Below are 25,345 nucleotides of genomic sequence, written 5' to 3' on the forward strand. Positions count from 1 at the left end.
GCCGGCGTCCACGACATCACCGCGCTGGCCCGGTCAGCGCTCGCCGTGGCGAGACGCTCTTATCAAGAGAGGCAGTGCGCTGGAGTGAAGTGGACTGCGACCAAACCACCACCCCTGAAGGAGCGCGATCTTCGGATCGACCTCTTTCGGGGCCTTTCCCTATGGTGGATCTATATCAATCACATCCCGGAAAGCTATCTGAACCGGTTCACGCCCAAGAATTTCGGCTTCAGCGATGCGGCGGAGATTCTCGTATTCCTGTCGGGCCTTGCGTCCGGCATCGTATACGGCGACCTGATGCGTCAGTCCGGCTTTGCGGCCGCGAGCTTGCGCATGTTGCGGCGTTCGTTCGAAATCTATGTCGCGCAGATCATGACTGTCGTCCTGTTGCTGGCGGAAGTGGCGTACATCGCGGCATGGCAGCCCGGCATGTTCGATCACGCCAACCTGGCCATCCTGCTGCAGGAGCCTGCAGAAACACTGGTTCAGGTGGCACTGCTGCGCTATTCCCCGGTCAATCTCGACCCTCTGCTCCTGATGGTCATACTCCACTTCGCGCTCATTCTCATCGTGCCGCTGACGATACGCGCCTGGCCGCTGGCCCTGACCGGATCCGTTGCTCTCTATGTTCTCGCCCATCAGTTTGACTGGTACATCCCGGCCTATCCGAGGGGGCAGCTCTATTTCAATCCGCTGAACTGGCAGCTGCTGTTCGTGATCGGCATCTGCTGGGGAGCAAACCGCGGCGATTGGCAGCTTGCCGTTCTCAATTCCCGGGCTCTTGCCGTTCTGGCGGCGGGCTACGTGCTGTTCTCGTTCGTGATCACCCTGGGCTGGCAGTTCCACGCGATCGAGGCCTATGTGCCGGGTTGGCTGTCGCGTTTGATCTATCCGGTCGACAAGACCAATCTCGATATCCTGCGATTATTGCATTTTGCTGCGCTCGCGCTGCTCTGCTGGCGCCTTCTTCCAAGCAATGCCAGCATCTTGAAAGCCGGTGCACTGCGACCGCTGATACGATGCGGCGAGTATTCGCTCGCGATCTACTGCGCCAGTGTTCTGCTGTCCTTTGCAGCTCATGCACTGCTCAGCCTGGGCTGGAACAGCCTGGGATGGCAGACGCTGATCACTCTCCTGGGCCTGGGCCTGATGAGTGCCATGGCGACATTGCTCGCCGCAATCGATCGCGGCATGTTTCCCCATCTCAGGCCGTTGTAATTCGAACACGAATGCGCAGGCGCATTGTTCCGGTGTCAGGCCGCGACGCGGCCGAGATCGAGCGACGGCCGGCGCCTGGTCGGGAAGCTCAGCGCCACCGCGACGGCGGCGAGCCCGATCGCGAACGAGCCGGCGTGCAGCCACGTGTAGCGCTGGAAATTGTCGAACACGAGCCCGCCGGCCCAGGGACCGAGCGCCATGCCGAGGCTGGCGAAGGCCGATACCGCGCCGAACACCGTACCCATGATGCGCGCGCCGAAGAATTCGCGGACCAGCACCGCATAGAGCGGCATCACCCCGCCATAGGCGAGGCCGAACACCACCGAGAGCGCGTAGAATTCGCCGAGCTGCGCTACCGCGAGATAGGCCGCGATGCACATCGCCTGCACCAGCAAGCCGCCGACCAGCACGGGCTTTGCGCCGATGCGATCGGCAGCCGCGCCCAGCAGCAGGCGCCCGCCGAGGCCGGAGACGCCGGCGACGCTGTAGACCGTCACCGCCGTGAGCGGAGCGATGCCGCAGACCATCGCATAGGACACCATGTGGAAGATCGGGCCGGAATGCGCTGCGCAGCAGGCGAAATGCGCCGCCGCGAGCGCAATGAACTGCGGCGTACGCAGCGCTTGCGCCGCGCTCAGCTCGACGTCAGGCGCGGCGTCCGCATTCGTGCTGCCTGCCGCTGCTGGAGCCGGACGCACCAGGAAGCAGGCGGGGATCAGCAGCGCCCAGGCAGCGAAGCCGATCACCAGCATTGCGGTGCGCCAGTCATAGGTCGTGATCAGCCAGCTCGCGGCCGGCGCGATCGTCACCGGCGACACCCCCATGCCGGCGGAGACGAGAGCTACCGCAAGGCTGCGGTTCTTCTCGATCCAGGCGCTCGCGAGCGCCATCATCGGCGCATAGAAGCTGCCGGCGGCAATGCCGATCAGGACGCCGAAGGAGAGCTGGAACTGCCACAGCGTTGCCGCCTGGCTCGCCGTCACGAGGCCGAGCCCCAGCAGCAGGCTTCCCGAGAGCACCACGATGCGGGTGCCGAACCGGTCCGACAGCGCGCCCCAGAGAAAAGCGGCCACGCCCATGCAGAGGAAATCCAGCGTCGCCGCCGCCGACACGCCGGCGCGCGACCAGCCCATCGCCTCCGAGATCGGCTGCAGGAACACCGCGAGCGACAGCATCGTGCCGAACCCGACGCAGGTCATCAGCGCTCCCGCGGCGACAACGACCCAGCCATAGTCGAAGCCTGACGGCTTGCTCATGCGTTTCCTCGGCGATCTTGGTTTTGTTGACGGTGCGCGGGAGGGATGGTGACACCATTGGGTGGCGGAGGGCAAGGTGCCATGCGTTGTTCGCTCGTCCAGGCGAAGGTCCGCCATACTCATCCTCGCAACGGATGGGATCAACGACAATCGCTCGCTTCAGGTGCACCGAACCATCGCATCGCGGCTCGAGCTGCGTCATCGAGGTGAGGCGCCTGCTCGCTGACCCACGCCACGATGCCGTCCGGCCGCACGAGCAAGGCGGTCACGCCGAATCGATTCCCGACGTCGCCTGCGACATAGTTGATGCGGCCGGTCCAGCGGCGTGCAAGCGCCTCGAGCGATGGCCGGACGTCGAAGTCCAGCAACAGGCCTTGTCCGGTCCGGAGCAACTCGGCGGGACGTGTGCCATCGGCGAACGTGAACTCCGGCACGCTGCGGCCGACAAGCGGATGTGTATCGCCGAGATCGTAGCGGAGAGAGATGCCCCACACGCGTTCGGCGAAATAGGTCGCGCCGTCGCGCGTGTCGATGAGATCGCGGATGATCGCCTCGAGCGCGCGCGAGCTCCTGCTGGGACGCATGAGCGCGACTTGGGCGCGCGACCAGTCGAGGATCTGTGCTCCCACAGGATGCCGCTCGGCAGAATAAGTGTCGAGCAAGCCGGCCGGCGCGTCGCCGCGAATGGTCGCCGCGAGCTTCCAGCCGAGGTTCATCGCATCCCCGAGGCCGAGGTTGAGTCCCTGGCCTCCCAGCGGCGAATGGATATGCGCGGCATCACCCGCCAGCAACACACGGCCCTTGCGATAGCCGGTCGCCTGACAGGCGCGGTCGGTCCAGGTGGTGGCGAGCAGAAGGCTCGTCAAGGTCACATCCAGGCCCGAGACCTTGCGCAGCACGACCTCGATCTGGTCGCGTTTCGGCTCGGTGCGATGAGCCATGCCGCCATCGAAATCGACCATCGCGATCGTGCCGGGCGCCGCATAGGTGTACATGCCCGACGCCGTGTAATGGCGACCGGGCTCAAGCGCGGCCGGATCGGCGAGTTCGGCCTGCACGGAATAGCCGGTGAATTCCGGATCGGTGCCGACAAAGCCGATGCCCGCCGCCTTTCGCACGGTGCTGCGTCCGCCGTCGCAGCCGACCAGCCAGCGGCCCCGGGCCATTCCGTCGGCTGTTTCAACGGTGACGCTGTCGTCTGATTGCGTGAGAGACTGGACGCCACACCCGCGCCGGATCTCGACGCCCAGCGTCTCCGCGCGGATCGCGAGGACAGCCTCGATGCTTGCCATATCGGCCGCGATGCTGCCGATGGGACCGGGCAGGCGATAGGGCCATCGCGTGCTGTCGATCTGATCGTGGAAGAACTGGATTCCGGCGAAATGACCGCCTGGGCGGCGCTGCTGCTGCATCCAGTGCGCGGCAGCCGACGTGTCGCGGCCGACCGCCCGGCGCGTGAGCTCGTTCAGCAGGTCGCGGCGATCCAGGCTCTCGATGGTCGGCACCGAAAGTCCGCGCAGCCCGAACGGCAAGCCCTTCAGCGGCGAATGCGGCTCCGGCGCTTTTTCCAGCACCAGCACCGAAGAGCCCGCAAGCCGCAGCTCGCAGGCCAGGAACAAGCCGACGGGACCGGCGATGATGACGTCATAAAGAGCAGTGTCGGGACTTTGCATAAATGCTCCGTTGTCGATCTTCGACTGTCGATGTTCGACCGGAGCGTTTCCCGAACCTTTAGGACCTCACGGACGAACCATGAGCCGCCTGAACGGCGACCGTTGTTCGTCGTGGGGATCCCGGGCACGAGGCCAAAGACCAGAGCTTTCGTTACCGAAAGGACTTGGGCTCACCAGACCAAGTCTGCCTTTTCCGACGTGGTCATTTAGCGTCGGGAGCGCGGCCTCGTCAACGGGCTGTCGGTCGCCGCTCGTCGGATCGATAGGGCGAGCCGAAATCGCTCGGGCGTGATCTACCTCAAATTGCAAGCATGGGTCAGCGCTTGCTGACGCCGTCGGCCTGGAGTGGTAGCATGCCGCTCGGTGTCGTTCTCGCAAGCGCACGCAGACACGAGCGTGCGGGGAGGCAAGTGCAATGAGAGGGGAAGCGCTGTGCAGGCCGGGCGTGTGTCGCCGGTTGGTCTTGCCCGTCATTTTCGCCTCTGCGGTCTGGGCGCCGTTGGCATGCGCGCAGGACATCCGAAGCGCGCCCGCCGAGCCGGGCCCGGTCTTTTCGGATAGCGGTCCCGATGCCGAGCTCTACGGTGCGGCCGAGGGCTACCCGGTTGGCAAGCGGGGCGCGCCCCCTCAGCTCGACAGGCTCGTCGGGAGCTACAGCCATTTCGGCGAGATCTATCCCTCGCGCCGGGTCGGGCGCGCGACGGCGCCCTGGCAATTCAAGCGCGCGCCGGAGCCGTCGATCACCTACAGTTTTGGCACCGAAAAGCTGAGCATCGCGGACTACCTCAAGCGCAACCCGGTGACGGGACTCCTGATCGCCCGGGACGACACCATCCTCTACGAGCACTATCAATATGCGCGGACCGACCATCACCGCTTTGTCTCGCAGTCCATGGCGAAGACGCTGGTGGCCATGCTAATCGGGATCGCGGTCTCGGAGGGACGGATCAAGTCGATCGACGACCTGGTCTCGAGCTACGTCGGCGGCCTTGCAGGCACGGAATATGGCAACACATCCATCCGCGCCTTGTTGAACATGTCTTCGGGCGTCGAATTCTCGGAAGTCTATGATGGGAACGACGACATCGCCCGGCTCGGGCGGGCGCTGTTCTCTGGTGAGCCAAAGGACCCCGCCGCCGTCGTCGCGCAGTTCAACACCCGGACCGCACCGCCGGACACTAAATTCCACTATGCCAGCGTTGAAACCGAGATCCTCGGCCTGGTCCTGCGCGCCGCCACCGGCACGGCGGTTGCCGACTATCTTCACGACCGGATCTGGGACCCCATCGGCACCGAGGCGGACGCCTCCTGGGTGATCGACGGCAGCGGGCAGGAGATCGCCTTTTGCTGCTTCAACGCAATCTTGCGCGACTATGCGCGCCTCGCCCGGTTGCTCGCCCATGACGGCGCCTGGGAAGGCCGGCAGCTGGTCCCTCGGCAATGGCTGCTGGATGCCACAACCGTGCGGCCGGCCGATGGCCACCTCGTCCCGCGCGTGGCCACGCCCTATTTCGGCTACGGCTATCAGGTGTGGCTCCTCCCCGGCGAGCAGCGCCGATTTGCCCTGCTCGGCATCCGCGGTCAGGTCATCCTGGTCGATCCCGCGTCCAAGCTTGTCATGGTGCACACGGCCGTTCGCCAAAAGCCGTTCGAGCCCGGCGCGCTCAGAGAGCCGCTCGCGTTGTGGTTCGCCGTGCTGCAGCAGCTCGGGCCGTGACGACCTGATGGTGTCTTGAATCCCAGATATTCGCGATGACCATGTCGGTCCCGACGGGGTTCGATCGTCCTTGGTCTACAATTCCCGAAAAGTGCCGCGGACGGCTCGGCACGCGGGGACGTGATGTCGCACCTCGACTACAAGAATTAAACTGGAGCAATGCCTATGAGGATCACCGTCGAAACCAGCGTCGCCGCCCCGATCGATCAGGTCTGGCGCGCCTATACGACGCCAGCCGACATCGTGAACTGGAATGCCGCGTCCGACGACTGGCATACGACCAGGGCGACGGTCGACCTGCGGGACGGCGGCGCCTTCTCGTCCCGGATGGAAGCCAAGGATGGCAGCATGGGCTTCGACTTCGCCGGCACTTACACCAAGATCGTCGAGCACAAGCGGATCGAATATTCGTTCGGCGATCGGAAGGCCGAGGTCGAGTTCGTACCCGGCCCGAACGGCGTTGTCGTCCGCGTCGTCTTCGATGCCGAAACCACGCACTCGGTCGAGCAGCAGCAGGGCGGCTGGCAGGCGATCCTCGACAGCTTTGCACGGTACGTCGAGGCGAAGAAGGTGCCGTGAGGGTGTGCCTCGAGGAGCGCACGCGAGCACGGCTTTCGTAAGGTGGGCAAAGGCGCAAAGCGCCGTGCCCACCACTCTCCCGACGGCACACGAGCGGGTGGCGCGTGGGCCCTAGAGCTTGACTGGGTCCAGGAATGTGCCGACGGGTGTGGGGTGACCTTTGACGGGACCCAGGCCACCTCCTTCGCCTTGAGGGCCGGACGGCTGATCGCGCCCCCTCTGTCGGGAACGGGACGAGGTCTCGAAAAGACCGGTCGTTCGCGGGCATGAATGCATCGACTTGCATCAGTCAATCATTCTATCACACCGTCCGCGTGGGCCAGCAATGTAGCAGGTAGTTCGATCCCGAGTGTCTTTGCAGTCTTGAGGTTGACGAATAGTTCATACTTGGTTGGTTGCTCGACCGGCAGATCCCCGGGCTTGGCGCCCTTGAGGATTCTATCGACGTAATCAGTGCATCGCCGGTTCAAGTCGATGATATCCGCTCCGTAGGACAGGAGCGCACCGAGTTGAACAAATTCCTTGCCAATGGCGAATAGCGGCAGCCGATGTTCTGCGGCGAGGTCGGCGATGCGCTTGCGTGCGATGAAGAACATCGGGCTGGGAAACAGGAAGACTGCATCGGCACGCGCGCCCGCAAGCGCGGAAAACGCCTCGCCCAGCCCGTCAGGATCTTGGACGGCAATGAGTTGCAAATGAATGCCCACGGTTTTTGATGCGGACTCCGCAGCGCTGATCATGCCTTGAGTTGTAGTTTTGCCGTATGCAGCCGGGTGCCAAATCGCTGCTATCCGAGACGCCTTGGGCAATGTTTCCTTCAATTGCGCAAGCCGCTTGGGAACAAGCTGCGGGCCGATGAAGGTTAGTCCGGTGATGTTACCTCCTGGTCGGGCGATGCTGGCGACGAGTCCGTCTTCGACCGGGTCGCCCATGACTGGCACAACAACAGGAATCGATTTGGTAGCTTGCTGCACCGCCCGCGCAGCAAGCGAATTCTGTGCAACTATGAGAGCAGGATTGAGACGGACGAGGTCACTCGCCAAGGCCGGGAGTTGTTCGACCTTCGAATCGGCTGCTCGGAACTCTACGATGATATTCTCTCCGTCAATATAACCGCGTTCGCGTAGTCCTTGATGAAAGGCAGCCATCGAAGTGCGGGTTTGCTCGATCGAGCCGGTGGTCAAGAAGCCAATATGGGGGACTTTCTTTGGCTGTTGCGCGCGAGCAAGGGGTGACCAGGCCGCCGCGGCACCGATCAGTGCGAGAAATTCGCGTCGCCGCATGACACCTCCGCTCATTGAGGCTCAACTACAATAGCGCGAGCGCCGACCCGAGCCAACAACCACGTGCCCAACGCTTCACGCAATTGTTCTGTGACGCGATGTCACGACCAGGCCCGTAATACGGCGGGAACGAACCCGTGGGTTCGCTGGGTTGATTGCGCGTGGGCCGAAGCAATGAACGTCCCTGCCGCTATTGCAGAAGCCTAGCCTACTGCAGCGCCTAGCTGCCAAGTATCTTGCGACGTGTGATTTGCACGAACCATGAAATAACTCCGTGAATGAATGATCGACACTTGAAAAAATCAGATGGACGATCGTGCTGGCTCATCCGGCCCGCTCCGATGATGCCATCATACCCCTGTTTTGCCCGACGGGTCAAACCGACTTCGAAAAAATCGAAAAACACAGTGCCATCAAGGGGGCGGCTACTGTGCATGGGGTTGTTTTCGCACTTTTTTGTTGGCCGCCTGGTGAGCGCCTGTTTACCGGCCCGGGAGACCGGGCCGGCCCGTCCCGAGCGTCGCCTCAGCTATCCACCTTCAGCGCGGCGATGAAGGCTTCCTGCGGGATGTCGACCTTGCCGAACTGCCGCATCTTCTTCTTGCCTTCCTTCTGCTTCTCCAGAAGCTTGCGCTTGCGCGTGATGTCGCCGCCGTAGCATTTTGCGGTGACGTCCTTGCGCAGCGCGCGCACCGTCTCGCGGGCGATCACCTTGCCGCCGATCGCCGCCTGGATCGGGATCTGGAACATGTGCGGCGGGATCAGCTCCTTCATCTTCTCGACCATGGCGCGGCCGCGGCCTTCGGCGCGGGTGCGGTGGACCAGCATCGAGAGCGCGTCGACCGGCTCGGCATTGACCAGGATCTGCATCTTGACGAGATCGGCCGGCTTGTAGTCGGTCAGGTGATAGTCGAACGAGGCGTAGCCCTTGGAGACCGACTTCAGCCGGTCGTAGAAGTCGAACACGACCTCGTTGAGCGGCAGGTCGTATTTCACCATGGCGCGGGAGCCGACATAGGTGAGCTCCTTCTGCGCACCGCGGCGGTCCTGGCACAGTTTCAGCACGCTGCCGAGATATTCGTCGGGCGTCATGATCGTGGCCTCGATCCAGGGCTCCTGGATCTCGGCGATCTTCACCACATCGGGCATGTCGACGGGATTGTGGATCTCGAGCTCGCTGCCGTCGGTCAGCTTCATCTTGTAGATGACGCTCGGCGCGGTCGCGATCAGGTTCAGGTCGAACTCGCGCGACAGCCGCTCCTGGATGATCTCGAGGTGCAGCAGCCCGAGGAAGCCGCAGCGGAAGCCGAAGCCGAGCGCGGCCGAGGTTTCCATCTCGAAGGAGAAGCTGGCATCGTTCAGGCGCAGCTTGCCCATCGCCGCGCGCAGCGTCTCGAAGTCGTCGGCATCGACCGGGAAAAGGCCGCAGAACACCACGGGAATCGCGGGCTTGAAGCCCGGCAGCATTTCCGTAACTGGCTTCCTGTCGTCGGTGATGGTGTCGCCAACGCGGGTGTCGGCGACTTCCTTGATCGCGGCGGTGATGAAGCCGATTTCGCCGGGGCCGAGTTCCTCGACCTGCTGCATCTTTGGCGTGAAGAAGCCGACGCGCTCGACGTCGTAGGCCGCGCCCGTGCCCATCATGCGCACGCGCTGGCCCTTCTTCATGGTGCCGTCGACGATGCGCACCAGGACGACGACGCCGAGATAGACGTCGTACCAGCTGTCGACCAGCAGGGCCTTCAGCGTGGCGTCGCGATCGCCCTTCGGCGGCGGCAGACGCGTAACGATGGCCTCCAGCACGTCGGGGACACCGAGGCCGGTCTTGGCCGAGATCATCACCGCATCCGAAGCGTCGATGCCGATGACGTCCTCGATCTGCTGCTTGACCTTCTCGGGCTCGGCGGCGGGCAAATCGACCTTGTTCAGGACCGGGACGATCTCGTGATTGTTGTCGAGCGCCTGGTAGACGTTGGCGAGCGTCTGCGCCTCGACGCCCTGGCTGGCGTCGACCACCAGGAGGGAACCTTCGCACGCCGCCAGCGACCGCGAGACTTCGTAGGCGAAGTCGACATGGCCGGGCGTGTCCATCAGGTTGAAGATGTAATCCTTGCCGTCCTTGGCCCGGTACTGCAGGCGCACCGTCTGCGCCTTGATGGTGATTCCGCGCTCGCGCTCGATGTCCATGGAATCGAGCACCTGCTCCTTGCCCGCCATCTCGCGGTCGGAGAGGCCGCCGGTCATCTGGATCAGGCGGTCGGCGAGCGTCGATTTGCCATGGTCGATATGGGCGACGATGGAGAAATTGCGGATGTTGGAAATGGGGACGGTCGTCATGGGCGCGGGATACCACTCACATCCTCGTGCGGCAACCATATTGCTGTATTTTCAGGGCCTTTCTTCACGCCAAGCTGATTCCACGGCAGGCCAAAACGCGCTACGCAACGGCGCATGTCCACCACCTCGATCCCATCCGCCAGAGCGCGGGCGAAGACCCGCTTGAGTTACAACCGCTTCCGGGCCTGGCTGGTTGCCTGCGCGGTCCGTCCCGAGGCGCGGCTGTGGCTGGTGATCCAGCTCGCCATCCTGCATGCCGTGCTCTGGACCTTCATCCTGATCAATATCAAGGCGGCGCAGGACGTTCACATGGACGTCGCAGAAGCCTATGGCTGGGGCCAGAAATTCCTCTGGGGCTATGGCAAGCACCCGCCGCTGTCGGGCTGGGTGGCCGGCCTCTGGTTCAAGGTGTTCCCGGCGGCGGACTGGGCGACCTATGCGCTCGCGATGGCGACGGTGAGCGTCGGCATGGTGATCTGCTGGCTCGTGAGCTTGCGCGTGGTGGATGCGCGACGCGCGTTCCTCGTCGTGGTGATGATCGCACTCTACCCGATCTTCAATTTCAAGGGCTTCAAGTACAACCCGGACCTGCTCCAGCTCGTCACGCTGCCGCTCCTGGTGCTCGCTTATCTCAACGCATTCGAGAAGCGGACCTGGCAATCCGGAATCCTGCTCGGCCTTGCCGGCGCGCTGGCGCTGATGACCAAATATTGGGTGCTGACCATGGTCGGCGCCATCGGCCTCGCCGCGCTGATCCATCCCGACCGGTTGCGATTCCTGTCGTCGCCCGCGCCGTGGGTGGCGATCGCGACGATGGTCGCGGCGATGATCCCGCACATCGTCTGGCTGGCGGACGCGCATTTCGTGCCGCTGACCTATGCCGGCGACACCTACAGCCTCCAGGACAGCGGTCAGGTGCATCAGCTCGTCGCCGGCTATGTGCTGCATAATCTCGGGTTGCTGGCATTGCCGGTGGCGCTCGCGGCGCTGGCCATGGCGCTGGTGCCGCCGTTGATCAAGTTGCTGCGGCGCGCCCCCTCGCGCATCGTGACGCGCGCCTGGGCGCGGGGCGGCAATCCCGCCGTCAATCTTTCGCAGGCGCTGAACGTCTGGATCGTCCAGATCATCGTCGCCTTCGGCCCGCCGCTCGGCGCGCTGGTCTTCAGCATCTACATGAAGACCGATTGGGGCATCTCGCTGTTCTTCCTGGTTCCGCTCGCGCTGGTCGCGATTCCTGCGTTGCGGGTGCAGAGCGCCGTGCTGTTCAACATCGCCGCGATCTGGCTCGTGCTCAGCGCTGCAACGCTCGCCGCCTCGCCCTGGATCGCCGCGCGCGAGATGGCGGTCAATGGCGGCAACACCGCGACCTATGGCGCGCGGTCGGAGCTGGCGCGCGAGCTGACCCAGGCCTGGCACGCGCGCTTCGCCTCGCGCTGGGCCGTCGTCGCGGGAACGATGGAGACGATTCAGCCGATGGTGTTCTACAGCCCCGATCACCCCAGCCCGTTCACGCCGAACGAAGCCTGGGCTTCCGGGCTGACCTCGCTCGACGACATCAAGAGATACGGCTTCATCGGCGTGTTCGATGCGACCGACGAACGCCTGCCCAAGTTCGAGAAATGGGTGTCCGAGACCGCGCCGAACGCCGAGCGCATCGTGATGACGACGCGCCGCTTCACCCACGGCAAGGCGGGCCCGTCGATGACCTGGAACGTCTACATCGCAGCGCCTGGGAAGTGAGGGTTATTGTCGTTCCGGGGCACGCGAAGCGTGAGCTACGGTGCGCATTTGCGCACCTGAGAACCTCGAGATTCCGGGTTCGATGCTGCGCATCGCCCCGGAATGACAATCGGGCCTAAATCCCTTCCTCGTTGAACTTGCTCTCGACGAGTTCGGTGATCGCCGCGAGCGCGGCTTCGGCATCCGTGCCGGCGGCCGATACCGTGATCGTCGTGCCGGGACCGGCGGCGAGCATCATCAGGCCCATGATCGAGGTGCCGCCGACGGTCTCGCCGCCGCGCGTCACCCACACCTGCGCGTCGAAGCGCTCGACCGCCTGGACGAATTTCGCGGAGGCGCGAGCGTGCAGGCCGCGCTTGTTGATGATCAGGAGATCCTTGGAGATCGCGCCCGCGGGCACGCCTGTCCCCGCTTGTGGCGCCTCCCCGCTCATTTGCCGGCGAGCACGCGGCTGGCGATCGTGACGTATTTGCGGCCCGCTTCCTGAGCCATCGCGATCGCGTCGGGCAGCGAACGCTCCTCGCGCACCTTGGCGAGCTTCACCAGCATGGGAAGGTTGATCCCTGCGAGCACTTCGACCTTGGGCCGGCTCATGCAGGATATTGCAAGGTTTGATGGCGTGCCGCCGAACATGTCGGTGAGGATCGCAACGCCGTCGCCGGAATCGACGCGATTGACCGCCTCGATGATGTCGCTTCGGCAGAGATCGGAATCGTCTTCGGCACCGATCGTGATCGCTTCGATTTGCTTTTGTGGACCCATGACATGCTCAAGCGCTGCCTTGAATTCGTCGGCAAGGCGCCCGTGGGTCACAAGTACTAGACCAATCATCGGAAAACTCCTCGCGGGCGCTTTTGGTGCACCGCACGAACGCGCCACTTTGACCATCCAGAGCCCCCGCGCAAGAGGGGATGTTGCGTATCTCCCTGAATATAGACGGATGGATAATGGGAGCTGCGCCGGTCTACTCGGTCGCGATACTGGGGTTCATATGGTTACCATTTCCCTTCGAACAATCGCCGGTAGGGTTAACGGAAGATGAACTCTTGGTAGTGGTCAAGGCCGCAACAACCAGGAGGAGGGGCGAATGGTCGCGGCCAACCGGGACTCGCGGTATTTCGACACCAAAAATGCTGGTTTTCAACGATTCCGCCGCAGGCAGGCGCTCCGCGTCCGCCGCGTCCAGATCGACCACGAGACCGACGGTCGCATGCTCCACGAAGTCGCAGCGACGGATTCCCAAGCCCCGGATCTCGATCAGGCCAGCCAACACCGGCGCGGGGCGCACCTCAATTTCATGGCCGACTGTCGCCAGATGGACACGGTCATCACCGACCAAAACGGCCCTTTCGACCACGCCCGAGCGTCCCGCTATGATCAAATCAAAGGCAAGGCGCGACTTGCCGGAGCCCGACGGCCCGCGGATCAGCACCGCCAGAGATCCGACCTTGACGGCGGAGGCGTGAACGCTGGGCCCGCCGTCGCTCATAGGGCCGGCAGCCTGACCACGAAGCGCGCGCCGGCAACCGTCGGAGCCCCTTCGGCATCCAGCGGGCCAGGACGGTTCTCCGCCCAGATGCGTCCGCCATGGGCGTCGATGATCTGCTTGGAGATCGACAGGCCGAGGCCGGAGTTCTGGCCGAAACCCTGATGCGGACGGTCGGTGTAGAAGCGCTCGAAGATGCGCTCCAGCGCGTCGTCGCGAATGCCGGGGCCGTCGTCGTCGACCACGATCTCGATCTCGCCGCGGACGCGGCGGCAGGTGAGACGCACCTTGCTGCCGGCTTCCGAGAACGATTGCGCGTTGGAGAGCAGGTTGGAGACCACTTGCCCCAGCCGTGAATCATGGCCGCTCACGGCGAAGGTGTCGGTCGGGCTGCGGCCCTCGAAGCGCGTCTCGACCGCGACGTCGTGGCCGAGCTTGGTCTCGTTGGCGACGGACACCAGCGTCGTCAGCAGGCGGCGCAGATCGACGGGGATCGCGTCCTGGCGCTGCAATTCGGCATCGAGGCGGCTGGCGTCGGAGATGTCGGAGATCAGCCGGTCGAGCCGCTTGACGTCGTGCTCGATCACCTCGAGCAGGCGCGCGCGGCTGGTCTCGTTGCGCGCCAGCGGCAGCGTCTCGACCGCCGAGCGCAGCGAGGTCAGCGGGTTCTTCAATTCATGGGCGACGTCGGCGGCGAACATCTCGATCGCTTCGATGCGGCTGTAGAGCGCGCTGGTCATGTCGCGCAGGGCGCCGGAGAGGTGCCCGATCTCGTCGCGGCGGCGCGTGAAGTCGGGAATCTCGATGCGGGCCTTGATGCGGCGGCGGACGCGCTCGGCGCTGTCGGCGAGCCGGCGCACGGGTCCGGCGATCGTGCTCGCGAGCAGCAGCGACAGCATGATCATGACGGCGGCCGCGACGCCGCCGACCTTCAGGATGGCGAGGCGCTCGGCGGTGACCATCTGGTCGATGTCGTCGCCTTGCGTCGACAGCATCAGCGCGCCGTGGATCGCGCGCGAGCGCAGCACCGGGACCGCGACCGACACGATCACCTCTCCGCGCGCATTGACCCGCACCATCGAGCGTTTCTGGCCCTGCAGCGCGTCCCCCACCTCCGCATAGCCATTGCCGTTCTCGGGCCCGAGCTCGCGATAAAGCGGCAGGTCGCCGCGGTTCAGCCAGGTGCGCACCGCGACCATGCCGCGCTCGACGAAACCGGGCTTCTCGGCCGGAGGCGGCAGATCGAAGCGCAGAACGTTCTCGAGGTTGCGGCTGTCGAGCAGCAGGCTGCCGTTCGGATCGTAGATGCGGGCGCGCGTCTTGGTCGGCGAGATCAGCGTGCGCAGCACCGGCGCCACGCGCTCCGGATTGATCGGGAAGTCCAGCGGCGAATATTCGTCCGAGCCGCCATAGGTCTCGCCCGGCTTGAGGTCGAGCAGCCGGTCGGGGTCGATGGTGATGGCGTTGGTCTGCACGGTCGCGGAGGCCGCGATCGCGCCGGCGATGATCTCGGCCTGCACCAAAAGGCTCTGCGCGCGCGCGTCGATCAGCCCGGCGCGGAATTGCGACAGGTACAGGATGCTCGCCACCAGCGCGACGAGGCCGGCAAGGTTGAGCGAGACGATGCGGCGGGTCAGGCTCGAGAAGGACAGCGCGAAGAAGAACTGCCCGGCGCGCTTCAGCCAGTTCAGCGGTCGCCAGCCCTGCGGCTTTTCATCAGTGACGTGCTCCGGAACGCCGTCGGATGCAAGATCCCCGGCGCTCTGGTCTGAGTCAGGCTGCGTTCGGTCAAGCAATGCTCACGCCCGCGTTAGGACAGCTCGTGCGAAGGTCCCCGCATCCTAGAGCGATCCTGGTCCCGATGGAACGAGAACCGGAGATGACATCGATCTTCGTGAAGGGCGCCAGCCGCCTCAGGCTTCCTTGAAACGGTAGCCGACGCCGTAGAGCGTCTCGATCATCTCGAACTCGTTGTCGACCACCTTGAACTTCTTGCGCAGCCGCTTGATGTGGCTGTCGATGGTGCGGTCGTCGACATAGACCTGGTCGTCATAGGCGGCGTCCATCAGCGCGTTGCGGCTCTTGACCACGCCGGGCCGGGTCGCGAGCGCCTGCAGGATGAGGAATTCGGTGACGGTCAGCGTCACCGGCTCGTTCTTCCAGGTGCAGGTGTGGCGTTCCGGATCCATGCGCAGCAGGCCGCGGTCGAGCGCCTTGGCGTCGTTCTCCTTCGGCGCGACGGTCGGGTCCTTCGGCGCCGAGCGGCGCAGCACCGCCTTGACGCGCTCGACCAGCAGGCGCTGCGAGAACGGTTTGCGGATGAAGTCGTCGGCGCCCATCTTGAGGCCGAACAGCTCGTCGATTTCCTCGTCCTTGGAGGTGAGGAAGATCACGGGCAGGTCGGATTTCTGCCGCAGGCGGCGCAGCGTCTCCATGCCGTCCATGCGCGGCATCTTGATGTCGAGGATGGCGAGATCGGGCTGGGTGGTGCGGAAACCGTCGAGCGCGGAGGCGCCGTCGGTGTAGGTCATGATGCGGTAGCCTTCGGCTTCCAGCGCGATCGAGACGGATGTGAGAATGTTGCGGTCGTCGTCGACCAAAGCGATTGTGGGCATGAGCCTCTGCTTTCTGCTTTCCGTTTGGGTCGTGGCTTGAAACGGCGAGCAATCCAGTGATGCGCCGCATACATACATGGGTGCCGAAGTGGCGTTCGAACCTTGTCACCGAGCAATGCAAGCTGGGCTGAAGTGTGACCAAGTTCCACGAAACGCGGCAGATTCGCCGCATCTCGACCCATAACCGGCCTCTCGTTTACCCGAAACAAGGCCCTCCATGCAACCACCTGACCAGAGAAAGCCGATGCAACCGACTCCCGATTTCGACCCCGGAAAGCTCGCCAAATCGCTGCTGCGGCGGTCCCGGCAGGGGGCCCTGGCGACGCTGATGACCGGCAGCGGCGATCCCTATTGTTCCCTGGTCAATCTCGCCAGCCACCCCGATGGCTCGCCGATCCTGCTGATCTCGCGCCTCGCCGTGCACACAAGGAACATCCTCGCCGACAGCCGGGTCTCGCTGATGCTGGACGAGCGCGTGGCCGGCGATCCCCTGGAAGGCGCCCGAATCATGCTGTCCGGCCGGGCGGAGGAGGCCGATGCCGACAAGGCTCTGCTGCAGCGACGGTATCTCAGTGCCCATCCATCGGCGGAGGGCTTTGTTTCGTTTAAGGATTTCGCCTTCTTCCGGATCCGTCCCACCGGGACCCATCTGGTCGCCGGCTTCGGCCGGATCGTCGACCTCAGGCCCGATCAGTTTCTCACGGACCTCACCGGCGCCGAGGACCTGCTGTCGGCGGAAGAGGGCGCCGTCGAGCACATGAATGCCGACCATCGCGATACCATGAACCTCTATGCAACGAAGCTCCTCGACGCCGCCGAGGGCGACTGGCGCTGCACCGGCTGCGACCCCGAGGGCCTCGACATGCAGGACGGCCAGACCACGTTGCGGCTGGACTTCCCGGAGCGGGTGACGGATGGCACGGCACTGCGCAAGATGCTGGTCCGCCTCGCTGGCGAAGCGCGCATGAAGATGGACCAGAGCGCAACGACTTGAACGCCGCGACCCGTCCCTGCGACCCATGACCGTGATGGTTTTCGGGCTCGCAGCGAGAGGGGTCATGGCGCGTCATCGTATGGCATGGGCCGCGGGTCTGGCGCTCGCGATCACCATCTTGCTTGCCACCCCGGCCCTCGCCCAGAAGGGCGATCTCGCCGCACAGGGGGCGCGGATCAACGCACTCAATCAGGCCGGCAGATATGCCGAAGCGTTGCCTCTGGCGCAGGCCATGGTCGCGAGCCTGGAGAAGGCCAACGACGGTCGCGAATTGTCCGCCGCGCTCAACAATCTCGGCCAGGTCCATGCCGGCCAGGGCCGCGACGATCTGGCCGAGCCGGTCTACAAGCGCGCCATCGCGCTGATGGAGAAGTCGCTCGGCCTCGACACCGGCTTGATCGCGCCCGAGCTGAACAATCTCGCCGCGCTGTTTCAACGGCAGGGCCGCTTCGCTGAAGCCGAGCCGCTGTTCAAGCGCGCGCTCGCCATCAGCGAAAAGAGCCTGTCGCGCGAGCATCCCGATGTCGGCCGAGCTCTGAACAATCTCGCCACGCTCTATGTGAAGCAGGAGCGCTTTGCCGACGCCGAGCCCCTGTTCCGGCGCGCGCTCGCGATCTATCAGAAAGCCGCCGGGCCCGAGCATCCCGCGGTCGCAACCGTCCTGAACAACATCGGTCAGGTCGATCGCGACCTCAATCGCGACGCCGATGCCGAAGCTCCGATCAAGCGCTCGCTCGCGATCCGCGAAAAGGTGCTGGGGCCGGAACACCCCGATGTCGCGCGCTCGCTCAACAATCTCGCCGGGCTCTACCAGCACCAGAAGCGCCATGCCGAGGCCGAGCCGCTTTATCGTCGCGCCCTGGCGATCCGCGAGCGTGCACTCGGACCGGATCATCCCGATGTCGCGACTTCGGCGAGCAATCTCGCCCATTTCCTGCAGGCGACGGGACGGACGGCGGACGCTCTGCCGTTTGCGCAGAAGACGCTCGCCGCCAATCGTGCCCAGCTGCGCGTGGTGCTGCCGATCCTGTTCGCAGCGCGGCAGCAATCGCTGCTGACGAACGACAGGGCGCTCGATAACGCACTCGGTGCGATCCAACGCGGCACGCAATCGTCCGCCGCCTCCGCCGTGACCAAGCTCGCAGTCCGGTTGGCCGCCGGCAGCGACCGGCTCGCGGAACTCGTGCGCAAGGACCAGGATCTCGCGGCCGAATCCGACGCGCTCGACAAGGCGATCGTCGCCGCGGTGTCGAAGCCGCCCGCGCAGCGCGACGTCGCGGCCGAGCAGCGCAGCCGCGCGCGGATCGCGGCGATCGCGAGCGCACGCAATGAATTGCAGAAGACGCTCGCCGTCGAGTTTCCCGACTATGCCTCGCTCTCCAACCCGCTGCCGCTGACGGTGAAGGAGATCCAGCCGCTGCTCTCGGCCGACGAGGCGATGGTGATCTATTCCGTCGTCGACAGTCAGAGCTATGTCGTCGCGATCACGCGCGAGAGCGTCGACTGGAAGGAGATTTCTCTCGGAGCGGATGCACTGGCGCAGAAGGTGGCCGCCTTCCGCAGGGGGCTGGATGTCGGCAAGGCGAGTGATGCCTCCGGCAAATCGGGACTGTTCGATCTTGCGCTCGCGAGCGAGCTCTATACCGCGCTGCTCGGCCCGGTCGAGGCGCTGACGAAGGACAAGCGCAACCTGCTGGTCGTGCCGTCGGCCGCGCTGACCGCATTGCCGTTTCATCTGCTGGTCACGGAGAAGCCGCAGGCGGCGATCCCGGACAGGCCCGAAGGCTATCGCGATGCCGCCTGGCTACTGCGGCGTCAGGCCGTCTCGGTGCTGCCGTCGGTGATCAGCCTGAAATCGCTGCGCGCCTTTGCCCGCAGGGACCACGGCGTCAAGCCGATGACCGGTTTCGGCGATCCCGTGTTCAACCCTGGAGCCGAAGGTCCTGCCGACCGGCGCGCCGCGAGCGGCAGGATCGCCGCGCGCAGCATCGCGACGATGGCCTATGCCGAGTTCTGGCGCGGCGCAGGCGTCGATCGCGCGCGGCTGGCGCAGGCGCTGCCGCAGCTGCCCGACACCGCCGACGAGCTGAATGCGGTGGCGAGGGACGTCGGCGCCGCCGCGGCCGATATCCATCTCGGGCGCGATGCCAGCGAAACGACGCTGAAGCGTGCAGCGCTTGCCCAATACGGCATCATCTACTTTGCCACCCACGGCCTCGTTGCCGGCGACGTCAAGGGACTGGGCGAGCCCTCGCTCGCACTCTCCATTCCGGATCAGCCGTCGGAGCTCGACGACGGTCTTCTTACCGCGAGCGAAGTGGCCCAGCTCAAGCTCAACGCCGATTGGGTGGTGCTGTCGGCCTGCAACACCATCGCGGGCGACAAGCCCGGCGCCGAGGCGCTGTCGGGATTGGCGCGCTCGTTCTTCTATGCAGGTGCCCGCGCGCTGCTGGTTTCGCATTGGGCCGTGGATTCGGAAGCTGCCACCCGCCTGACCACATCGACGTTCGCGCTGCTCAAGAACGAACCAAGGATCGGTCGTGCCGAAGCCTTGCGCCGTGCGATGTTAGCCTATCTCGATGACGCCTCGTCGCCGCGAAATGCCTATCCCGCGATGTGGGGGCCGTTCGCACTGATCGGCGAAGGTGAGGTCAGGTGAGATTGCGCCGCGGCGATTGTGCATCGCAACAACCCCGAGTAACGCGCAAACGTGCATTTGGTTGCGCGATCATTCGTACTTTTTTGCCGCGGCTGCTCAGAGCTGACATGCGCGACGTTTGGCGCGGTCCTTGAATAAACCAAATCCTGCGGGATCAGCTTGGCAACGCCAGCGTTCACGATTATGACGTCGTTCAGCCGAGGCCGAACGGCCCATTGATCAAGGTGACCGTGGTGGCGCTAAACTTGTCGCGCTGAGTGTCGCGGGTTCTAGGAGGATTCTTTCGTGCAAGAGACGGGCGTGCGCAACGGTGCCTTCGGCGCCGATAAATTCGGCTTAAGGAATCTCAAGCAGGTGCACTGGAATCTCCGTGCGCCGCAACTCTATCAATACTCGCTCGCGGCGGGTGAGGCTGTGCTCTCCGCTGACGGTGCGCTCTGCGCCGACACGGGCGAGTTCACCGGCCGCAGCCCGAAGGACAAGTTCACGGTCCGTGACGCCACCACCGACAAGAAGATGTGGTGGGCCGGCAACCAGTCGATCACCGCGGAGCAGTTCGAAACGCTCTACCAGGACTTCCTCAAGCACGCCGAAGGCAAGAAGCTGTTTGCGCAGGATCTCTATGGTGGTGCCGACCCGGCCTACCGGATCAAGACGCGCGTCTTCACCGAGCTCGCCTGGCACTCGCTGTTCATCCGCACGCTGTTGATCCGCCCCGAGGCGCTCGAGCTGTCGACCTTCGTGCCGGAGCTCACCATCATCGACATGCCGAGCTTCCGCGCCGATCCTAAACGCCACGGCGTGCGCTCGGAGAACGTGGTCGCGATCGATTTCGCCCGCAAGATCGTCCTGATCGGCGGGTCTTATTATGCCGGCGAGATGAAGAAGTCGGTCTTCACCACGCTGAACTACTATCTGCCCGAGCGCGGCGTGATGCCGATGCACTGCTCGGCCAATGTCGGCGCCAAGGGCGACACCGCGATCTTCTTCGGCCTGTCGGGCACCGGCAAGACCACGCTGTCGGCCGATCCCAACCGCACGCTGATCGGCGACGACGAGCACGGCTGGGGCCCGAACGGCGTCTTCAATTTCGAGGGCGGCTGCTATGCCAAGTGCATCAAGCTCTCGAAGGAGGCCGAGCCCGAGATCTATGCGGCCTCGACCCGCTTCGGCGCGGTGCTCGAGAACTGCGTGCTCGACGAAGACACCCGCGTGGTTGATTTCGACGACGGCTCCAAGACCGAGAACACGCGTTCGGCGTACCCGCTCGAGTTCATCCCGAACGCCTCGCGCACCGGCCGCGCGCCGCAGCCGAAGAACGTGGTGATGCTCGCCGCCGACGCCTTCGGCGTGCTGCCGCCGATCGCAAAGCTGTCGCCGGCGCAGGCGATGTATCACTTCCTCTCCGGCTACACCGCCAAGGTCGCCGGCACCGAGCGCGGTCTCGGCAACGAGCCGCAGCCGGAATTCTCCACCTGCTTCGGCTCGCCCTTCCTGCCGCTCGACCCCTCGGTCTACGGCAACATGCTGCGCGACCTCATCGCCCAGCACAATGTCGACTGCTGGCTGGTCAACACGGGGTGGACCGGCGGCAAGTACGGCACAGGCAGCCGCATGCCGATCAAGGTGACGCGCGCGCTGCTCACCGCCGCGCTCGACGGCAGCTTGCGCAACGTCGAATTCCGCACCGACAAATATTTCGGCTTCGCGGTCCCGACCGCGCTGCCGGGCGTGCCGAGCGAGATCCTCAACCCGGTCAACACCTGGAAGGACAAGGACGAGTTCGACAAGACCGCCCGCGCGCTGGTCGGCATGTTCCAGAAGAACTTTGCCAAGTTCGAAGCCCAGGTCGACGCCGAGGTGCGCGCCGCCGCGCCGGACGTGAAGCTCGCGGCGGAGTGATCTCTCGCACTGTCTTCAATGCAAGAGGGCGGCCGTGAGGCCGCCCTCTTTGTTTGTACGCAACTCTCACCGTCATTGCGAGCGCAGCGAAGCAATCCAGAATCTTTCCGCGGAGACGGTCTGGATTGCTTCGCTGCGCTCGCAATGACGAACGTTGTGGAGACGCCTACGCCTTGAAATACGCGATCTGGGTCGTGGTCGCGAGCAGCCTGCCGTTCGGCGACCACAGCTCGGCGTTCTGGTCGGCGTAGCTCTTGTGCATGATCTTCGAGTCCGCCGTCGCCAGCACGCGCGTGATGTCTTCAGCCGCGAGCTCTGCGCTGTCGGTGTGGAAATAGGTCGTCAGCGACACCGTGCCGAACGGCACGAGTTCGCGGCGCGCGTGGAAGATGCGGCCGAAGAAGGCGTCCGACATCGACATCAGCGACAGCATGTCGAGCTTGCGCGGCGTGCGGTCGCTGATCCAGATCCTCGAATAGGTGCTGGCGGGCTCGGCCTGCTGCGGGCCGATCCGCATCTCGCCCTCGATGAAGCGGAATTCGTACTGGTTGGCCCAGGACGCCGAGATTTCGGGAAACGGCATCGTCTCCTCGAACGGCTTTGCATCCGGATATTGCGCCACCCGGTGCTCCCAGGACGGCCGCCGCTCGGCGAACACCGCGGTGGCGAGCGTTGCGACCTCGCCGCCGCCTTGGCTGAGCTCGACGCTCCAATGCTGGCTGGAGCGATTGGCCTTCACCAGCCGCACGTCGAGATCGAACGGACCCTTCGCGATCGGCGCGCAGTAATTGACGGTGAGGGCGAGCGGATCGCCGGCGGCCTGCGGATGCTCGATCAGCGCGCGCAAAATGGTCGCGGCAGTGGCGCCGCCGAATGGGCCGACGAAGGCCCAGTAATCGTCGCTGGTGTGCCCCTGCCAGCTGGAATCGCCGGCGGTGACGCGGGTGGCGTCGTCGAAGGGGTGGGGAAGCTTGGCGTGCATTGGAGTCCTCAGTGTCTCCCCGCCGTCATTGCGAGCGCAGCGAAGCAATCCAGACTGTCTCCTAGGAAAGATTCTGGATTGCTTCGCTGCGATCGCAATGACGCTGGTCGAGGTTGCTGCGGCGTGTCACCGGCGCCGCCTTGGGGATGATAACGATCATATCATCATCCGCCCTGCGAGATGCAATAACCTCGCAGGTAACGCCGTTTCACGCCGCGGAAAATCAGCCCGCGGCGTCGCGCAGATCCGGCAGCACCGGCGTGGTCGGATTGACCGGCACGTTCCAGATTTCCTCGGCATATTCGCGGATGGTGCGGTCGGAGGAGAACCACGCCATGCGCGCGACGTTGAGGATGGAAGCGCGTGTCCAGGCCGACGAGACCAGCCAGCGCGCATCGACCGCGCGCTGCGCCTCGTAGTAGGAATCGAAATCGGCGCTGACCATGTAATGGTCGAGATAGCGCAGCGCATGCGCGATCGATTCGAAACGGCCGGGATCGCCGGGCGAGAACTCGCCGGCGCCGATGGCGTTGATGGCGCGTTGCAGCTTCGGCGAATTGCGGATCACGTCGGAGGCGTCGAGCCCCTGCTTGCGCCGGATCATCACGTCGCCGGCCTCCATGCCGAAGATCGCGATGTTCTCAGGTCCCACATGGTCGCGGATCTCGATATTGGCGCCGTCGAGCGTGCCGATGGTGATGGCGCCGTTGAGCGCCAGCTTCATGTTGCCGGTGCCGGAGGCTTCCATGCCGGCGGTGGAGATCTGCTCGGAGAGATCGGCTGCGGGAATGATCACCTCGGCGAGGCTGACATTGTAGTCGGGCAGGAACACGACCTTGAGCTTGCCGTCGATCGCGGGATCGTTGTTGACGATCTCGGCGACGTCGTTGATCAGCTTGATGATCAGCTTGGCGTAGCGGTAGCTCGCCGCCGCCTTGCCGGCGAAGATCTTCACCCGCGGCACCCAATTGCCGCTGGGGTCGTCCTTGATCGCCTGGTACAACGCGACCGTCTCGATGACGTTGAGCAGTTGGCGCTTGTATTCGTGGATGCGCTTGATCTGCACGTCGAACAGCGCGCTCGGATCGACCTTGATGCCGAGCCGCTCGCCGATCAGGCGCGCCAGGGCCGCCTTGTTGTGGTGCTTGACGCTGCGGAATTTCTTCTGGAACTCGACGTCGCTGGCGCGCGCCTCGATCAGGCTGAGCTGGGTGGGGTCGTCGAGCACGGCATCGCCGCAGGTCTCGCGCAAAAGGTCGGTCAGCTTCGGGTTCGCCAGCATCAGCCAGCGGCGGAAGGTGATGCCGTTGGTCTTGTTGGTGATGCGGCCGGGATAGAGATGGTTGAGGTCGTGGAATACGGTCTCCCGCATCAGGTCGGAATGCATCGCCGAGACGCCGTTGATGCGGTGCGAGCCGACGAAGGCGAGCTGGCCCATGCGCACGCGGCGGCCGCTCTTCTCGTCGATCAGCGAGACCGAGGCGCGGAAGTCGATGTCGCCGGGGCAGCGCGCCTCCGCGAGCGCCAGATGCTGCACGTTGATCCGGTAGATGATCTCCAGATGCCGCGGCAACAGCCGTTCGAACAGCTCGACCGGCCAGGTCTCCAGCGCCTCGGGCAGCAGCGTGTGGTTGGTGTAGGAGAGGGTAGCGACGGTGATCTTCCAGGCCTCGTCCCAGCGGAAATTGTGGAGGTCGACGAGGATCCGCATCAATTCGGTGACGGCAAGGCTCGGATGGGTGTCGTTGAGCTGCACCGCGACCTTGCCTGCGAGGTTGCGCAGCTGGCCGTCGGAGGCGAGATGCCGTTTCACCAGGTCCTGGAGCGAGGCGGAGACGAAGAAATATTCCTGGCGCAGCCGCAGCTCGCGGCCCGCCGGGCTCTCGTCGTTCGGATAGAGGAACTTGCAGATCGCCTCCGCGCGCGACTGCTCGGCGCTGGCGCTGACGTAGTCGCCCTTGTTGAAGGCATCGAGCTTCAATGGATCGGGCGAGCGCGCCGACCACAGCCGCAGCGCATTGACGTGATGGCCGCGCCAGCCGACGATCGGCGTGTCATAGGCGATCGCCTGCACGGTCTCCGCAGGATGCCAGATCGCGCGGTCGCGGCCCTTGTCCTCGACATGCTCGACGCCGCCGCCGAAATTGACGTCGTAGATCACCTCGGGCCGCTGCAATTCCCAGGGGTTGCCGAAGCTCAGCCATTCATCGGGATATTCCTGCTGCCAGCCCTGATTGATGATCTGGCGGAACAGGCCGTAATCGTAGCGGATGCCGTAACCGATCGCGGGAATCGACAGCGTCGCCATGCTCTCCATGAAGCAGGCGGCGAGGCGGCCGAGGCCGCCATTGCCGAGCGCGGCGTCCGGCTCGCATTTGCGCAGCTCCGGCAGCGAGACGCCGAGATCGCCGAGCGCGACCTCGAAGATCTTCAGCAGCCCCATGTTGTTGAGCGCGTCGGTGAACAGGCGGCCGATCAGGAATTCGAGCGAGAGATAATAGACCCGCTTGCGTCCCGCATCGTAGCTGTGCTTCTCGGCCGTCAGCCAGCGATGCACGATGCGGTCGCGCAGCGCCAGCGCCGCGGCCTGGTACCAGTCGTGTTTCGTCGCCATGCCCGCGTCCTTGCCGATGGCAAGGCGCAGCTTTGCCAGGATCGCGCCCTTGATCTCAGCCAGCGCGAGTTCGTCGATGGGCTGTCCGTGGGCCGGAGAACTGGGTTGGAACGATGAATCCTGCAAAGCCGTCACTTCCTGGGTCGAAAGAACTCTTACCAATCTACGCGTCCTGCCCTTGCACTGGAACTGTCGCCCGTGCGGTGGTGCACTGCGCTGGCGCAAATTTATGCAAGGAACGGGCCGAATTGGGAACCCGGGCGAGCACGGAGAAACCGGGATTCGGTGCT

Annotated in this window: 18 protein-coding genes; 7 read left to right on the plus strand and 11 right to left on the minus strand. The window is 64.6% G+C overall.

What is annotated here, in order from left to right; translation table 11 throughout:
* Positions 1-84: 84 nt before the first annotated feature.
* Complete coding sequence (locus tag FJV43_RS20680) at positions 85-1,218, plus strand: OpgC domain-containing protein (protein ID WP_239620368.1); 1,134 nt, start codon at positions 85-87, stop codon at positions 1,216-1,218.
* 35 nt (positions 1,219-1,253) lie between these two features.
* Here FJV43_RS20680 and FJV43_RS20685 read toward each other — a convergent pair whose 3' ends face one another.
* Both FJV43_RS20685 and FJV43_RS20690 read right to left on the minus strand, forming a co-directional pair.
* The gene (locus FJV43_RS20685; RefSeq protein ID WP_239620370.1) at positions 1,254-2,474 is read right to left on the minus strand and encodes an MFS transporter; all 1,221 of its coding nucleotides are present in this window, start codon (positions 2,472-2,474) and stop codon (positions 1,254-1,256) included.
* A 140-nt stretch (positions 2,475-2,614) separates the two neighbouring features.
* On the minus strand, positions 2,615-4,147 hold the full coding sequence (locus tag FJV43_RS20690; RefSeq protein WP_239620372.1) for an FAD-dependent monooxygenase: 1,533 nt from the start codon (positions 4,145-4,147) through the stop codon (positions 2,615-2,617).
* A gap of 463 nt (positions 4,148-4,610) precedes the next feature.
* On the opposite strand from FJV43_RS20690, the gene FJV43_RS20695 reads away from it, so the two are divergent.
* The gene (locus FJV43_RS20695; protein ID WP_239620374.1) at positions 4,611-5,864 is read left to right on the plus strand and encodes a serine hydrolase; all 1,254 of its coding nucleotides are present in this window, start codon (positions 4,611-4,613) and stop codon (positions 5,862-5,864) included.
* Positions 5,865-6,029: 165 nt separating this feature from the next.
* Positions 6,030-6,443 carry an SRPBCC family protein gene (locus FJV43_RS20700; RefSeq protein ID WP_239620376.1) on the plus strand — a complete coding sequence of 138 codons (414 nt, stop codon included), beginning with the start codon at positions 6,030-6,032 and terminating at the stop codon, positions 6,441-6,443.
* A 293-nt stretch (positions 6,444-6,736) separates the two neighbouring features.
* On the opposite strand, the gene FJV43_RS20705 is transcribed toward FJV43_RS20700, so the two are convergent.
* Positions 6,737-7,726, minus strand: coding sequence for an ABC transporter substrate-binding protein (locus FJV43_RS20705; protein WP_239620377.1), 990 nt, complete (start codon positions 7,724-7,726; stop codon positions 6,737-6,739).
* Positions 7,727-8,251: 525 nt separating this feature from the next.
* Positions 8,252-10,063 carry a translation elongation factor 4 gene (lepA, locus tag FJV43_RS20710; RefSeq protein ID WP_239620379.1) on the minus strand — a complete coding sequence of 604 codons (1,812 nt, stop codon included), beginning with the start codon at positions 10,061-10,063 and terminating at the stop codon, positions 8,252-8,254.
* A 114-nt stretch (positions 10,064-10,177) separates the two neighbouring features.
* On the opposite strand from lepA, the gene FJV43_RS20715 reads away from it, so the two are divergent.
* On the plus strand, positions 10,178-11,803 hold the full coding sequence (locus FJV43_RS20715; RefSeq protein WP_239620381.1) for a glycosyltransferase family 39 protein: 1,626 nt from the start codon (positions 10,178-10,180) through the stop codon (positions 11,801-11,803).
* A gap of 115 nt (positions 11,804-11,918) precedes the next feature.
* Here FJV43_RS20715 and FJV43_RS20720 read toward each other — a convergent pair whose 3' ends face one another.
* From FJV43_RS20720 to FJV43_RS20740, 5 genes are all read right to left on the minus strand, one after another.
* Positions 11,919-12,236 (minus strand): HPr family phosphocarrier protein, encoded by a 318-nt coding sequence (locus FJV43_RS20720; protein WP_028178574.1) that lies wholly within the window; start codon positions 12,234-12,236, stop codon positions 11,919-11,921.
* Positions 12,233-12,634, minus strand: coding sequence for a PTS sugar transporter subunit IIA (locus FJV43_RS20725; RefSeq protein ID WP_024339151.1), 402 nt, complete (start codon positions 12,632-12,634; stop codon positions 12,233-12,235). The genes FJV43_RS20720 and FJV43_RS20725 overlap by 4 nt, the downstream gene beginning before the upstream one ends.
* A gap of 133 nt (positions 12,635-12,767) precedes the next feature.
* Positions 12,768-13,292, minus strand: coding sequence for an HPr kinase/phosphatase C-terminal domain-containing protein (locus tag FJV43_RS20730; RefSeq protein WP_239620383.1), 525 nt, complete (start codon positions 13,290-13,292; stop codon positions 12,768-12,770).
* A complete protein-coding gene (locus tag FJV43_RS20735; protein WP_275973682.1) occupies positions 13,289-15,085 on the minus strand; it encodes a sensor histidine kinase in 1,797 nt (598 codons plus the stop codon). The genes FJV43_RS20730 and FJV43_RS20735 overlap by 4 nt, the downstream gene beginning before the upstream one ends.
* A gap of 117 nt (positions 15,086-15,202) precedes the next feature.
* On the minus strand, positions 15,203-15,904 hold the full coding sequence (locus FJV43_RS20740; RefSeq protein ID WP_008542552.1) for a response regulator transcription factor: 702 nt from the start codon (positions 15,902-15,904) through the stop codon (positions 15,203-15,205).
* 244 nt (positions 15,905-16,148) lie between these two features.
* Here FJV43_RS20740 and FJV43_RS20745 point away from each other — a divergent pair, with 244 nt between their 5' ends.
* From FJV43_RS20745 to FJV43_RS20755, 3 genes are all read left to right on the plus strand, one after another.
* The gene (locus FJV43_RS20745; RefSeq protein WP_239620384.1) at positions 16,149-16,898 is read left to right on the plus strand and encodes a DUF2470 domain-containing protein; all 750 of its coding nucleotides are present in this window, start codon (positions 16,149-16,151) and stop codon (positions 16,896-16,898) included.
* Between the two features lie 64 nt (positions 16,899-16,962).
* On the plus strand, positions 16,963-19,557 hold the full coding sequence (locus FJV43_RS20750) for a CHAT domain-containing tetratricopeptide repeat protein (protein ID WP_239620386.1): 2,595 nt from the start codon (positions 16,963-16,965) through the stop codon (positions 19,555-19,557).
* A gap of 285 nt (positions 19,558-19,842) precedes the next feature.
* Entirely contained in the window at positions 19,843-21,459 is a 1,617-nt protein-coding gene (locus FJV43_RS20755; RefSeq protein WP_239620387.1) for a phosphoenolpyruvate carboxykinase, read from the plus strand.
* A gap of 166 nt (positions 21,460-21,625) precedes the next feature.
* On the opposite strand, the gene FJV43_RS20760 is transcribed toward FJV43_RS20755, so the two are convergent.
* Positions 21,626-22,441 carry a thioesterase family protein gene (locus FJV43_RS20760; protein ID WP_239620388.1) on the minus strand — a complete coding sequence of 272 codons (816 nt, stop codon included), beginning with the start codon at positions 22,439-22,441 and terminating at the stop codon, positions 21,626-21,628.
* 223 nt (positions 22,442-22,664) lie between these two features.
* Complete coding sequence (locus tag FJV43_RS20765) at positions 22,665-25,181, minus strand: glycogen/starch/alpha-glucan phosphorylase (RefSeq protein WP_239629530.1); 2,517 nt, start codon at positions 25,179-25,181, stop codon at positions 22,665-22,667.
* Positions 25,182-25,345: the final 164 nt, after the last annotated feature.

The organism is Bradyrhizobium sp. I71, from assembly GCF_022354745.1.
Taxonomy (GTDB): domain Bacteria; phylum Pseudomonadota; class Alphaproteobacteria; order Rhizobiales; family Xanthobacteraceae; genus Bradyrhizobium; species Bradyrhizobium liaoningense.

What these genes read in the sequence shown, in the direction of transcription:
- FJV43_RS20760 (WP_239620388.1), bottom strand. Translation starts at nt 22,441, where the DNA reads ATGCACGCCAAGCTTCCCCACCCCTTCGACGACGCCACCCGCGTCACC.
- FJV43_RS20750 (WP_239620386.1), top strand. Translation starts at nt 16,963, where the DNA reads ATGGCGCGTCATCGTATGGCATGGGCCGCGGGTCTGGCGCTCGCGATC.
- FJV43_RS20725 (WP_024339151.1), bottom strand. Translation starts at nt 12,634, where the DNA reads ATGATTGGTCTAGTACTTGTGACCCACGGGCGCCTTGCCGACGAATTC.
- FJV43_RS20740 (WP_008542552.1), bottom strand. Translation starts at nt 15,904, where the DNA reads ATGCCCACAATCGCTTTGGTCGACGACGACCGCAACATTCTCACATCC.
- FJV43_RS20685 (WP_239620370.1), bottom strand. Translation starts at nt 2,474, where the DNA reads ATGAGCAAGCCGTCAGGCTTCGACTATGGCTGGGTCGTTGTCGCCGCG.
- FJV43_RS20705 (WP_239620377.1), bottom strand. Translation starts at nt 7,726, where the DNA reads ATGCGGCGACGCGAATTTCTCGCACTGATCGGTGCCGCGGCGGCCTGG.
- FJV43_RS20730 (WP_239620383.1), bottom strand. Translation starts at nt 13,292, where the DNA reads ATGAGCGACGGCGGGCCCAGCGTTCACGCCTCCGCCGTCAAGGTCGGA.
- FJV43_RS20720 (WP_028178574.1), bottom strand. Translation starts at nt 12,236, where the DNA reads ATGAGCGGGGAGGCGCCACAAGCGGGGACAGGCGTGCCCGCGGGCGCG.
- FJV43_RS20700 (WP_239620376.1), top strand. Translation starts at nt 6,030, where the DNA reads ATGAGGATCACCGTCGAAACCAGCGTCGCCGCCCCGATCGATCAGGTC.
- lepA (WP_239620379.1), bottom strand. Translation starts at nt 10,063, where the DNA reads ATGACGACCGTCCCCATTTCCAACATCCGCAATTTCTCCATCGTCGCC.
- FJV43_RS20715 (WP_239620381.1), top strand. Translation starts at nt 10,178, where the DNA reads ATGTCCACCACCTCGATCCCATCCGCCAGAGCGCGGGCGAAGACCCGC.
- FJV43_RS20690 (WP_239620372.1), bottom strand. Translation starts at nt 4,147, where the DNA reads ATGCAAAGTCCCGACACTGCTCTTTATGACGTCATCATCGCCGGTCCC.
- FJV43_RS20745 (WP_239620384.1), top strand. Translation starts at nt 16,149, where the DNA reads ATGCAACCGACTCCCGATTTCGACCCCGGAAAGCTCGCCAAATCGCTG.